The following is a 10,977-nucleotide window of genomic DNA, read 5'->3' on the forward strand; positions in this document are numbered from 1 at the left end:
ACTCCGGCAGTATCGTCCTTTGCGTGTACATCTCAACAGAGGGCGACGGGACGTCATCGAAGTACCCCTGGAGGTCGCTTTGTCGAACTGGTTGAACCGCCGTATCCGTGGAGCTGTCGCACTGGCGCTGGCCGCCACCGCCGTAGGGGCGCTGGCCGCCTGCGACCCGGGGCCGGACGAGGACACGCCGCAGAGCCGAAGTTCCACGGGGCCCGCGGTGGTCGCGCCGGGCAAGCCCGGCGAACCCGCGCGGAGGATCTCCCCCGCGGAGGCGTCCGGGCTGCTGCCCGACGACAGGCCCAACGCGGCGGACTTCACCTACGCCCAGATGATGATCGTGCACCACGAGCAGGCCCTGACCATGGCCGCGCTCGTCCCGCAAGGGGCCGGTTCGGCGCAGGTGAAGAAGCTGGCGGAGCGGATCGCCGCGGCGCAGCAGCCGGAGATCGACGCGATGGAGGGGTGGCTGAAGAGCAACGGCGGCCCGCGCGAGCAGAGCGGTCACGACCACCACCCGATGCCGGGGATGGCGAGCGAGGAGCAGCTGGCCGCGCTGGGGAAGGCGAAGGGCCGGGCGTTCGACACGCTGTTCCTGAAGCTGATGATCGCGCACCACGAGGGGGCGGTGACCATGGCGGCCGAGGTCCTGGGGCAGGGCAACAACGTGCTGGTGGAAGAGATGGCGAACGACGTGATCGCGCAGCAGACGGCGGAGATCAACCGGATGCGGTCGATGTAGCGGGGGTGGCGCGCCTCCCGTGGGCGGGCTTCCGGTGCCATGCTGGAAGCCCGGCGGGGAACGCCCCGCGGCGGGAAGGAGTACGGCCGTGCTTCGTGTCGCTGTCGTCGGTTCCGGGCCCAGCGGGGTCTACACCGCCCAGTCGCTGGTCCAGCAGTCGCTCGTGCCCGGGGTGCGGGTCGACGTCCTGGACCGGCTGCCGTGCCCGTACGGACTGGTCCGTTACGGGGTCGCCCCGGACCACGAGAAGATCAAGTCGCTGCAGCAGAATCTGCGGGCGGTCCTGGAGGACGAGCGCATCGGCTTCATCGGCAACGTCGAGGTCGGTGCGGGGGGCTTGACCCCGGCCCGCCTCCTGGAGCTCTACCACGCCGTCGTGTACTGCGTGGGTGCCGCGCGGGACCGCCGGCTCGGGGTGCCGGGCGAGGATCTCGCCGGCAGCTTCTCGGCGACCGACTTCGTCTCCTGGTACAGCGCGCACCCCGACGCCGCGGGCAACGGCTTCGGCGTCGGCCTCGGCGGCCGCTCGGCGGTCGTGATCGGGGTCGGCAACGTGGCGGTGGACGTCACCCGGATCCTGGCCAGGGGCGCGGACGAACTGCGGCCGACGGACGTGCCGCACCCGGCTCTCACGGCGCTGGAGTCCAGCCGGATCCGCACGGTGCACATGGTGGGGCGGCGCGGCCCGGGCCAGGCCAAGTTCACGACGAAGGAGCTGCGGGAGCTGGGCGGGCTGCCGGGCGCCCGGGTGCGGGTGGAGCCGGCCGATCTGGCCCTCGACCCGGCGTTCGCCGACCCTTCGGGGCTTCCGGCCGTGAACCGGCGGAACCTGGAGGTCGTGCGGGCCTGGGCGGCGGACGGCGACGCAGACCTCTCAGGCGACGCGGACGACGCAGACGGCCTGAACGGGTCCGAGGCGGCGCGCAGCATCCGGCTGCGGTTCTTCCTGCGTCCGGCGGAGATCCTCGGCGAGGACGGCCGGGTCGCCGCGGTCCGCTTCGAGCGGACGGAGCCGGACGGTGCGGGGGGCGTGCGGGGGACGGGACGGTACGAGGAGATCGAGGCCCAACTCGTCCTGCGGGCGGTCGGCTACAAGGGGGTTGCGCTGCCCGGGCTGCCCTTCGACGAGGCGACCGGGACGGTCCCCAACGCGGCGGGCCGCGTCCTGCGGGACGGCGCTCCGGCCTTGGGCGAGTACGTCGCCGGCTGGATCAAGCGCGGGCCCACGGGCGTCATCGGGACGAACCGGCCGTGCGCCAAGGAGACGGTGACCTCCCTGCTCTCCGACGCGGCGGAACTGGCCGGGCGTACGGTCGCGGCCGACCCGCAGGCCGCGCTGCGCGACCTCGGCCTGGAGCCGGTCGCCTGGCCCGGCTGGCTCTCCATCGAGCGCGCGGAGGCCGCGCTGGGCCGTTCGCTGGGGCGGGGCCCGGTGAAGATCCCGGACTGGGCGGGGCTGCGGGCGGCATCGAGGGACGGCGGGGCGCAGGGGGCGTAGGGGGCGCGGCGGAGGCCGGGGCGCTTCCGGGAGCGCGGAAACGGCATGCACGAAACGGCCTGCACGAAACGGGGCGTACGGCTCAAGGCGTGACCCAGGTGCCCATGAAGCAGTGCGTCAGAGCGTGTCCGGGTTCCCCAGGCGGCGCGCCTGGGCGGTTGCCGCGTCGAGGACGCTGTCGAGGAGGCCCGGGAACAGGACGTCCAGGTCCTCCCGGCGCAAGGCGTTCAGTTTGGCCGTGCCCCGGTAGATCTGCTGGATGACGCCGCTCTCGCGCAGCACCCGGAAGTGGTGCGTCGTCGTCGACTTGGTCACCGGAAGGTCGAAGAAGGAGCAGCTCAGCTCGGTGTCCGCGCGGGCCATCTCGCTCACGATCCGCAGTCGGACCGCGTCCGACAGCGCGTGCAGCACCCCTTCCAGGCGGATCTCCTCCCGCGCCGGGTGGTCCAGGACCCGAGGGTTGGTCGCGGTCGTCACAGCGGCGGCTCCACTTCATCCGGGGTATCCGCCCATTGTACGAGAGATCTCGTAGTTTGACAGATGGCGTACTACGATGAGTATCGTACGAGCGTCCACCGAGGCATCCCGAAACGGAGTCCGTCATGAGCGTCGCCCTGTTCGAGCCCTACACCCTGCGGTCGCTGACCATCCCGAACCGTGTGTGGATGGCACCCATGGACCAGTACTCGGCAGAGGTGTCCGGCCCGAACGCGGGCGCCGCCAACGACTGGCACTTCGCCCACTACGCCTCCCGCGCCACCGGCGGAACCGGCCTCATCCTCGTCGAGGCGACCGCCGTCTCCGCCGACGGCCGGATCAGCCCGGCCGACCTCGGCATCTGGAACGACACCCAGGTGGAGTCACTCCGCCGCATCGCCGCGTTCCTGAAGGAGCACGGCACCGTGCCCGGCATCCAGATCGGTCACGCCGGCCGCAAGGCCTCCACCAAGCGCCCCTGGGAGGGCCGAGGTCCGGTCACGGCCGACCATCAGGGCTGGCAGCCGGTCGGGCCGAGCCCCGTCCCGTTCGCCGAGGGCCACCCCGTCCCGACCGAGCTGACGACCGAGGCGATCCAGGAGATCGTCGGGCAGTTCGCCGACGCCGCGCGCCGCGCCCTCGCGGCCGGCTTCGAGGTGATCGAGGTGCACGGCGCCCACGGCTACCTCATCAGCTCGTTCCTCTCCCCGCACGCCAACCACCGCGCCGACGCGTACGGCGGTTCCTTCGAGAACCGCACCCGCCTGGCCCTCGAAGTCGTGGACGCCGTGCGGGCGGTGTGGCCGGAGGACCTGCCCGTCTTCTTCAAGATCTCGGCCACCGACTGGCTGGGCGATCAGGGCTGGACCCCGGACGAGACCGTCCGCTTCGCCGCCCTGCTGCGGGAGCACGGGGTCGACCTTCTCGACGTGTCCAGCGGCGGCAACGGAGGCCCGGCCGAGATTCCGGTCGGCCCCGGCTACCAGGTGCCCTTCGCGGCCCGGGTGAAGGCCGAGACCGGCCTGCCGGTCGCGGCCCTCGGGCTGATCACGGAGAGCCAGCAGGCGGAGAAGATCCTCGCCAACGGGGAGGCGGACGCCGTCCTGCTCGGGCGGGAGCTCCTCCGGGACGCCTCCTGGGCCCGTCGGGCCGCGCGCGAGCTGGGTGCCGAGGCGCCCCACGCCCCGAGCCCGTACGCCTGGGCGATCTGACCGCTCGCCCCTTCCTCCACCGCTCGCCTTCGTCGCCCTTCCACCGCTCGCCTCCATCGCCCCTCCGCCGCTCCCCGGGCCGGATGCCGAACACGCCTCCGACCTGGGGAGAGGCATGTTCTGGGGGCCATTGTCAGTGGTCGGGTGCAGACTGGCCCGTATCCGCGACAACGGCGTCCTGGAGGTGTCGGCCATGCCCGACGTAGTACTGACCGTAGGCACCCGCAAGGGTCTGTTCATCGGCCGCAGGCGCAACGGCCGGTGGGAGTTCGGCGAGCCCCACTTCAACGCGCAGGCCGTCTATTCGATCGGCATCGACACCCGCCGCGCCACCCCGCGGCTCCTCGTGGGTGGGGTCAGCGAGCACTGGGGGCCCTCGGTGTTCCACTCCGACGACCTCGGCACGAGCTGGACCGAGCCGCCGAAACCCGCGGTCAGATTCCCGCAGGGCACCGGCGCTTCGCTGGAGCGGGTCTGGCAGCTGCACCCGGCGCCCGCGCACTCCCCCGACGTCGTCTACGCGGGAACGGAGCCCGCCGCTCTGTTCAGATCCGAGGACGGCGGCGTCTCCTTCGAGCTGGTGCGGCCGCTGTGGGAGCACCCGACCCGCTCCCGGTGGGAGCCGGGCGGCGGCGGCGAGGCCGTGCACACGATCGTGACCGACCGGCGTGATCCGGACGCGGTGACGGTGGCGGTGTCGGCGGCCGGTGTGTTCCGCACCAAGGACGGCGGGCAGAGCTGGGCCCCGTCCAACCGGGGCGTGTCCGCGGTCTTCCTGCCCGACCCGGACCCTGAGTTCGGCCAGTGCGTGCACAAGATCGCGCAGGACGCCGGCGACCTGGACCGGCTGTATCTGCAGAACCACTGGGGGGTGTTCCGCAGCGACGACGCGGGGGCGAAGTGGACCGACATCGGGTCCGGGCTCCCGTCCGACTTCGGCTTCGCCGTCGTCGCCCATCCCCATCGGGCCGACGTGGCCTACGTCTTCCCCATCAACGCCGACACCGACCGGGTGCCCGCGGAGAGGCGCTGCCGTGTCTACCGCACGACCGACGCCGGGGAGAGCTGGGAGCCGCTCACGGCCGGGCTGCCGGAGGGCGACCACTACGGCACGGTGCTCCGGGACGCGATGTGCGTGGACGGCTCCGACCCGACGGGCGTCTACTTCGGCAACCGCAACGGTGAGGTGTACGCGAGCGCGGACGACGGCGACAGCTGGCAGCTCCTCGCCCAGCACCTGCCGGACGTCCTCTGCGTCCGCGCGGCGGTGATCGACTAGGGCCTGTTGCAGGGCGCCGACCCGCGGCCGGCGCCCCTTTGGCGTGCAGGGTGCTCGTTCAGGACGGTGCGGAGCCAAACATCGCGGCGGAGGCCCCGCGGTTCGGCGCCGAAGCCGCGGCTGATCGAGCGGTACGACCAGCCGCCCGCGCCGGCATGCACGAACTCCACAGCCGTCGCCACAGGGCGCCCAGCCGGCCCGCGGAGCGCTGTCCGGCCTCAAGCCACCCCACGTCGCCCTCGCGATCGGGAACAGCGCCTTCGAAGTGCTCGCGGCACCGCCGCATGCTTGGGGAGGTGGAGCTACAGAAGAAGCTGTCCCGTGGGGAGGTTGCCATCGGCGATCGGTCTGCGCGGGGCGTAATAGGGGCTGGTGCCGGTCCCGGCGTAGAACCACAGCGCGCCTGCGGTGTCGCGTCCGACGACGTCAGGCTTGTCATCGCCGTTGATGTCGCCGGGGGCGGTAAGCGTGTTGTAGACGTTCCACTTGTCGCCGATGTCGGCGCGCTGGATGTAGTAGCCGGGGGTTCCGGTACCCCTGTAGAGGAACAGGTTGCCTGTGGCATCGATGCCGAGAAGGTCGGGCTTGTTGTCACCGGTGAAGTCGCCGGGAGCGATGAGGATGCTGTAGATGTCCCAGTTGGTACCGATTTGTTCACGCGAAGGATAGTCGGTACCGACCCCCTTGTAGAGCCAGAGAACGCCGTTGTTGTCGCGCCCGATCAGATCCGGCGTGGAGTTTGCGTCGCCGTCGAAGTTGCCCGGGGCGAGTAGAAGGTTGAGGCCGGTGAAACCCTTGCCGAGATCATCACGGTTGCCTCCGGAATACGTCCCGTCCACCGCGCGCCGGTAGCGCCAAAGGGCTCCCTCGGTGTCGATGGCCATGAGATTCGAACCCTGGCGTGCGACGAGCTGGATCCCGTTCCAGCCGACACCCACTCTGCACTCCTTGCCGAGGGTGAAGTCCGTGGTTCCGGGGGCCTCGGCGGACTGGAGCGCGTGGCTGAACAAGACACCCTTGGCGCCTCGTCGCAGCACCGAGCTGTCGGTCACGTCCGAGGGCCCGCAGATCCACTCGGCCGCTCCCCGGACGGGCACGTGGTCAGACACCCACTTGCCGGCATGGGGGTTCGGAACGTCGGGGAGTGCGTCACCGACGGCATTGCGGAAGAACTTCGAGCTGAAGAAGACGTAGTCGATCTTCTTCTGCTCGGACGCGGGCTTCCCCTTGGCGAGGAACGTGATCTCTCCTCGCCGGCAGCGCAGGGTGCTGGACGGGCAGTCGCCGGCGCCGGGCAGGTGGCCGTTGAAGTAGTCGGCGTCGGTCTCGTCGGCCTCGATGAACCCACCTGCCGCGTTCTCGCCGAGGGCCGGCTCGTACAGGTGGCTCATCACCGTCGTCCAGGGCGAGGTGTTGAAGTCGCCGGCGAGGATCACGGGCGTCCCCTCGTCCTCCCACAGCCTGGCCTGCCGGGCGAGCAGGGCGGCTTCTTCGTCCATCACGTACTTGCCCAGGCTCCCAGGTGTTCCCCAGTAGAGATGGACGGAGCACGCCCATGTGGATCCACTGCTGGTGAGGGTCTTCAAGCACGGGACCCGGATGTCCTCGGTCACCAACTTTGCCGGGTCGGTGATGCCCAGCTGTGCGTTGATCGCCTCGGCAGTGTCCAGCTCGATGACGGTGCGTTCGGACTCAGCGCCTCGGACGAAGACGGCCATGCCGTAATCCCTGTTGGCGGGGTTGCCGGCATTCGTCGGGTCTGTACACAGACCCGTCTTGGTCTGCGCCGTGGACACGTAGTGCCCGGCAAAGGTCGACCCGAGCCGCGCTTGCAGCTGGTCGAACTGGTACTTGCAGACCTCGACGAGAGAAACGTAATCGGCGCCCCAGCCCGTGACCGAAGTCTCGTCCATGATCTTCTGGTATCGCACGTCGTTGGCTTCTTCGGACGGGTCGCAGCCGTAGGTTCCCCCGCTGCCGCACAGGTTGTACGTCACGACTCTGACCTGCGGGGCTGCGGAGGGACCCACCACGTCCGCCTGCGCCTGAGGGGCCGTCAGCATCAACGCGGTCAGCACGACGGCAAGGGAGGCCGTCAAGGTCCGCAAACATCTGAATCTTTGCATAGAAGCCCCATGGATTGTGAGTGAAAGATCCACAAAGTACCGGATTTCACGCGCAATCGGGTCCGTACGGCACGCCTGCCGTCCGCGACGGCGGCCCCAGCGCTCCCGCTTCAACCTCCGAGTCCCGTGCTGGGAGTTGGAGCAGGCGAAACGGGGGCCTGTCCTGAGCCGGGGCCGTCGGGATGCTCACACCGGGACTGGGCCGGTGATGGCGAGGTCGACGATCGCGCACAGGAACGGGTGGCGAAGGCCGCGCACACGAATGCTGTGGCGCGGCCGCGGAACATACAGCTCGTCATGGCCCGGCGGTTCCGCTGTCGTCACACGGTCAGCGCATGACGGCCGAGAAGGAGTCCAGCTGGACCCAGGTCACGGGGTTGGACGGCTGCGGGCCGTGGACCTTGATGAGGCCGGCCGTGTTCGCCTCGACGCGAATGGCATTGATGCCCTGGTTGTTGTTCCGGGTGGCGGTGCCACGGGTCAGCTTGGGCGGGCGGATCGTGCCCGGCAGCGTACCGATCGGGCTCTCGCCGGTGAAGGTACAGGTCAGCAGGCCACGCAGCTGGAGGAACTCGGTACCCGCGAGCCGTATGACGCGGGCCTGGAGCGGGGAGCTGGGGTCGGGGGTGACACCGCTGTCCGGGATCGGGACGATGGCGGTCCAGGGGACGACTGTCTGACAGCCGTCGACGGGGTCCACGGCCCCGGCGGGGGCTGCGGTGACAAGCGGGACGCCGACAGCGGCGACGGGGACGGCGAGCGCCGCGGTGAGCAGGGAACGGCGGCTGGTCGAGTGCTGGGTCATGCGCGATCCTCCGGGATCGGGAAGAAGTGAACAGCCTCGGGGACCGAGTGCTGCGGACCGGGGTCCGTCATCGCCAGACGGCGGAGAAACTGTCGAGGTCGATCCAGGTGATGGCGTTGTCGGGATACGCGCCGAACACCCACAGCTCGCCACGGATGTTCGCCTCGACGCGGCAGATGTAGCGCCCCGCGTTGTTGTTGCGCGGCACGTTGTGGCGGACCTGCACCGTCGGACGCAGCCGGTGCGGCAGCGTCGCGATCTGGCTGTCCGCGCTCAGTCCACGCATGGAGCTGAGGGTGCCGCGGAGCTGGAGGTACGTGGTGCCGGCGAGGGCGATGAGGCGGCCGCGCGGACGCTCGGCACCGGCGGTGAGCCCGGGAGCGAGGTCGAGTTCCTCCCAGTCGGCGAGGACCTTGACACCGTCGACGGCAGGCTCGGTCGGGTACCAGCAGATGGTGACGTCGCGTTCGCTCGTCGTGCCGGGGACCGTGTTGCTGAAGCCGAACAGCAGGCGAGGCTCCTGCGTCGCGGGGTCGATCTCGACCGCGAGACCCTCCGGTTCGCGGTGCTGCAGGCCAGGGGCGCTGGTGACCACCACCGGTTCGGCTCGCACGCCGGTCGACCAGGTGTACGAGGTCAGGAACGTGTAGCCCGGGTACTCGTGGTCCACTACGGCGTAAGGAGCCCACTCGTACACGTACAGGATGTCGCCCAGGGTCTGAAAACCCTGGAAGGTGAGCTTCTCGTTCAGCGGCGACTTCGGCGGCGGGACGACAGGCGGGGTGTCCAGCTTTTTGGGCATGCTGAGGGTCGCCCCGACCGGCGTCCAGTCGCCCTCGGCGGCCCGGGTCGCGTCGTAGCGGGTGAAGTACCGCATGTCGCCCTTGACGTGCATGAGGGTCAGCATGTCGGTCGTCGGGTCGTACGACGGGCCGGTGCCCTCGCTGCCTGGCGGCATGAACTTCCGCAGACGGGCGTCGTCGGCCTTGAGTACGGGCATGTCCAGGTCGAACTTGAAGCGCGTGACGGCCTTGCCGAACGCGATGGGCTTCGCCGGCGGTACGGAGACCTGCAGCGGGCCGCACTCGGTCCAGAGGTAGGTGTCCGTGCCGACCGGCACGGCGCCCAGGGACAGACCGTGACCGAAGCCGACGAGCTGCATCGTGCCCGTGTGGGCGCCGGTCCGCCGGTCGATACGGTTGACGATCAAGTTGCCGGAGTCCCGCTCCGCGGTCGACTGGGACTCCAGCTGCAGGACGCAGATATGCCCGTTGACCGCGTCGGTAGCGATGGCCTGCGGCGCCGGGTTCTACACGAGGTTGACCGTTTGGATCAGCCTGCCGGTCACTCCGGCCAGGTCGATGCCGTTCGCGTCCGTGTTCGTCATGTTGCTCTCCCCCCGTGGATCCACCTGCGGACCCACGTCCGGTGGATCATCACATGAAGCGAAAGCACAGGTCGCAGCAGGGGTGGCCACCGAGCCGGAACGCGTGGCATCACGATGCAGGGGCCGCGGCGCGCGGCTTACGGCATCCGCGGAAACCGCTGATACCTGCGCAGACGCGGTGTCAAGACCACCGTCCCAGTGCCTGCGGACCGCCCACGACCGTCTCCTTCGTCCCGCTCCGCGTGCTGAGCTGCGGTTCCGTCCGCAAACGGCGTGCCGCCGGATCACCCGGACAGAGCAGTCGCGTGGCGAGCCATGCCCTTCCGGCGGACGATGAACGGGACGCATGAGCACCCCCGGTCGGCGCCATCCACCCGGCGCGCGGGGGCGTTGTCCGCTTTCCAGCCGTCTTCGAGGCCGCGGTTCCTCTCCCCTCCCTCTCCGCTGGAGGAACTCACCATGGCAACTTCATCCGGGCCCCGCTGGGAGCACGCCGTCGTCACCGGTGGCGCCGGTTTCGTCGGTTCCCATCTGTGCGCCGCGCTGCTCGACGAGGGCGTGGCCGTGACCTGTGTGGACGACTTCAGCACGGGCCGGCGCGAGAACGTCTCCGCCTTGCTCGGCCGCCCGGATTTCGCCCTGCTGGAGGCCAACGTCTCCGAGCCCTTCCGCGTCGACCGGCGGCCCGACCTCGTCCTCCACTTCGCGTCGCCCGCCTCCCCGGCGGACTATCTGCGCCTCCCCCTGCACACCCTGGAGGTCGGCAGTCTGGGAACGCGGAACGCCCTGGGGGTCGCGCACGGCTCGGGAGCGCGTTTCGTGCTCGCCTCCACGTCCGAGGTGTACGGCGATCCTCAGGAGCATCCGCAGAACGAGCGGTACTGGGGCAACGTCAATCCGGTGGGGCCGCGCAGCGTCTACGACGAGGCGAAACGCTTCGGGGAGGCTCTCACCACGGCCGAGGCCTCGGCGCACGGCACCGACACCGCGATCGTGCGGCTCTTCAACACGTACGGGCCGCGGATGCGGGGGTACGACGGGCGTGCGGTGCCGACCTTCATCCGGCAGGCGCTGGCCGGCGAACCGCTGACGGTGACCGGTGACGGGCTGCAGACGCGGTCCCTGTGCTACGTGGACGACACGGTCCGGGGCATCCTCGCGACCGCCGCCCATACGATGCGCGGCCCGGTCAACCTCGGCAACCCGACCGAGATCACCATGCTCGACCTCGCGCGCTGGATCGTCGAACTCACCGGTTCCCGCTCGGAGATCCGCTTCATCGAGCGGCCCACCGACGATCCGGCCGTCCGCTGCCCGGACATCACCCTGGCGCGCGACAAGCTCCAGTGGGAACCGGTGGTCCAGGCCGAGGAGGGGCTGCGCCGCACCATCGCGTGGTTCCGCGAGCACGGCGCCGCCGAGTCCCCCGCCCCCCGTCTCGCCAGTTGAGCCGTT

At 70.2% G+C, this 10,977-nt stretch carries 9 protein-coding genes; 5 read left to right on the forward strand and 4 right to left on the reverse strand.

Annotated features, from left to right (window positions below; all coding sequences use genetic code 11):
- Positions 1–79 precede the first annotated feature (79 nt).
- The gene (locus IE136_RS21295) at positions 80–739 is read left to right on the forward strand and encodes a DUF305 domain-containing protein (protein WP_373309103.1); all 660 of its coding nucleotides are present in this window, start codon (positions 80–82) and stop codon (positions 737–739) included.
- Between the two features lie 88 nt (positions 740–827).
- Positions 828–2,237 (forward strand): FAD-dependent oxidoreductase, encoded by a 1,410-nt coding sequence (locus IE136_RS21300; RefSeq protein WP_189601130.1) that lies wholly within the window; start codon positions 828–830, stop codon positions 2,235–2,237.
- A 117-nt stretch (positions 2,238–2,354) separates the two neighbouring features.
- Here IE136_RS21300 and IE136_RS21305 read toward each other — a convergent pair whose 3' ends face one another.
- The gene (locus IE136_RS21305; protein ID WP_158984867.1) at positions 2,355–2,714 is read right to left on the reverse strand and encodes an ArsR/SmtB family transcription factor; all 360 of its coding nucleotides are present in this window, start codon (positions 2,712–2,714) and stop codon (positions 2,355–2,357) included.
- 125 nt (positions 2,715–2,839) lie between these two features.
- Between IE136_RS21305 and IE136_RS21310 the strand changes: the two genes are divergently transcribed.
- Together IE136_RS21310 and IE136_RS21315 are read left to right on the forward strand one after the other, a co-directional pair.
- Complete coding sequence (locus IE136_RS21310; protein WP_158984870.1) at positions 2,840–3,925, forward strand: NADH:flavin oxidoreductase/NADH oxidase; 1,086 nt, start codon at positions 2,840–2,842, stop codon at positions 3,923–3,925.
- Positions 3,926–4,118: 193 nt separating this feature from the next.
- Positions 4,119–5,204: a WD40/YVTN/BNR-like repeat-containing protein gene (locus tag IE136_RS21315; RefSeq protein ID WP_189601131.1), complete on the forward strand. Its 1,086-nt coding sequence runs from the start codon at positions 4,119–4,121 to the stop codon at positions 5,202–5,204.
- A gap of 302 nt (positions 5,205–5,506) precedes the next feature.
- On the opposite strand, the gene IE136_RS21320 is transcribed toward IE136_RS21315, so the two are convergent.
- The 3 genes from IE136_RS21320 to IE136_RS21330 form a co-directional block, all read right to left on the reverse strand.
- On the reverse strand, positions 5,507–7,282 hold the full coding sequence (locus IE136_RS21320; protein WP_189601132.1) for an endonuclease/exonuclease/phosphatase family protein: 1,776 nt from the start codon (positions 7,280–7,282) through the stop codon (positions 5,507–5,509).
- A 376-nt stretch (positions 7,283–7,658) separates the two neighbouring features.
- A complete protein-coding gene (locus IE136_RS21325; protein ID WP_189601133.1) occupies positions 7,659–8,135 on the reverse strand; it encodes a hypothetical protein in 477 nt (158 codons plus the stop codon).
- A gap of 67 nt (positions 8,136–8,202) precedes the next feature.
- Positions 8,203–9,345 carry a hypothetical protein gene (locus tag IE136_RS21330; RefSeq protein WP_229819007.1) on the reverse strand — a complete coding sequence of 381 codons (1,143 nt, stop codon included), beginning with the start codon at positions 9,343–9,345 and terminating at the stop codon, positions 8,203–8,205.
- A 636-nt stretch (positions 9,346–9,981) separates the two neighbouring features.
- Between IE136_RS21330 and IE136_RS21335 the strand changes: the two genes are divergently transcribed.
- Positions 9,982–10,971: an NAD-dependent epimerase/dehydratase family protein gene (locus tag IE136_RS21335; RefSeq protein WP_158984878.1), complete on the forward strand. Its 990-nt coding sequence runs from the start codon at positions 9,982–9,984 to the stop codon at positions 10,969–10,971.
- The last annotated feature ends 6 nt before the right edge of the window (positions 10,972–10,977 follow it).

It is taken from the genome of Streptomyces lateritius (genome assembly GCF_014649715.1).
Taxonomy (GTDB): domain Bacteria; phylum Actinomycetota; class Actinomycetes; order Streptomycetales; family Streptomycetaceae; genus Streptomyces; species Streptomyces lateritius.

What these genes read in the sequence shown, in the direction of transcription:
- IE136_RS21310 (WP_158984870.1), top strand. Translation starts at nt 2,840, where the DNA reads ATGAGCGTCGCCCTGTTCGAGCCCTACACCCTGCGGTCGCTGACCATC.
- IE136_RS21315 (WP_189601131.1), top strand. Translation starts at nt 4,119, where the DNA reads ATGCCCGACGTAGTACTGACCGTAGGCACCCGCAAGGGTCTGTTCATC.
- IE136_RS21325 (WP_189601133.1), bottom strand. Translation starts at nt 8,135, where the DNA reads ATGACCCAGCACTCGACCAGCCGCCGTTCCCTGCTCACCGCGGCGCTC.
- IE136_RS21335 (WP_158984878.1), top strand. Translation starts at nt 9,982, where the DNA reads ATGGCAACTTCATCCGGGCCCCGCTGGGAGCACGCCGTCGTCACCGGT.